Raw genomic sequence first — 784 nt, 5'->3', positions numbered from 1 at the left:
CTCCTTTCTTTTTCTCCCTCCCCCCTTTTCCCCCCTCCCCCTTCCTTTCTTTTTCTTCTCCTTTCTTCTCTCCTTTTTCCCTCCTTTCTCCCCTTCTCCCTTTCCTTTTTCCCCCTTTTTCCTCCCCCTTCCTCCTCTCCCCTCCTCCTCTCCCTCTCTTCCTTTTTTCTCTCTCCTTTCCTTTCTTCTTCCCTCCTCCCTCTTTCTTCCTTCTCCCTTCTCCCCCTCTCCCTCCCCCTTTTTTTCTCTCTCTCCCCCCTCCTCCTTTCCTCTCTCTCCTTTCTCTCTTTTTCTCTTTTCTTTTTTTTCCTTTTTCCCCTCCCCCTCTTCTTTTTTCTCTCCCCTCCTTCTTTTCTCCCCTTCCCCCCCTTCTTTCCCCTTTTTTTTCTCTCTTTTTTTTTTTTCCCCTCCTTTCTCTTTCCCTCCCCCCCTCCCTCTCTCCTTTCTTTTCTCCTCCTTCCCCTTCTCCTCCCCTTTTTCTTTTCCTTTTCTCTCCCTCCCCTTTCTTTCCTTTTCTCTTTCCTTTCTTCTTTCTCCTCCCCCCCTTCTCTTTCTCTTCCCCTCCCCCTCCCCTTTTCCTTCCCCTTTTCTTTTTCCTTCTTTTTTTTCCCCTCTCTTTTCTTTCCCTTCTTTTCTTCTTCTCTTTCTTCCCTCTTCTCCTTTTCTCTCTCCTTCTCTCTTTTTCTCCTCTTTTTTTCCCCTTCCCCCTCCTTTCTCCCTCCTTCTCTCTTCCTTCCCCCCCTTTTTTTTTCTCTTTCTCCCTTCTTTCTTCCTCTTCTCTTTT

1 protein-coding gene is annotated in these 784 nt (G+C 47.4%); it reads right to left on the bottom strand.

What is annotated here, in order from left to right:
* The coding region (locus tag KH400_RS29575; RefSeq protein ID WP_217227901.1) for a hypothetical protein at positions 1-784 on the bottom strand (784 nt) is incomplete at both ends.

The organism is Desertibacillus haloalkaliphilus (assembly GCF_019039105.1).
GTDB lineage: Bacteria > Bacillota > Bacilli > Bacillales > KJ1-10-99 > Desertibacillus > Desertibacillus haloalkaliphilus.
This window is presented reverse-complemented; position numbering and strand designations above follow the sequence as displayed.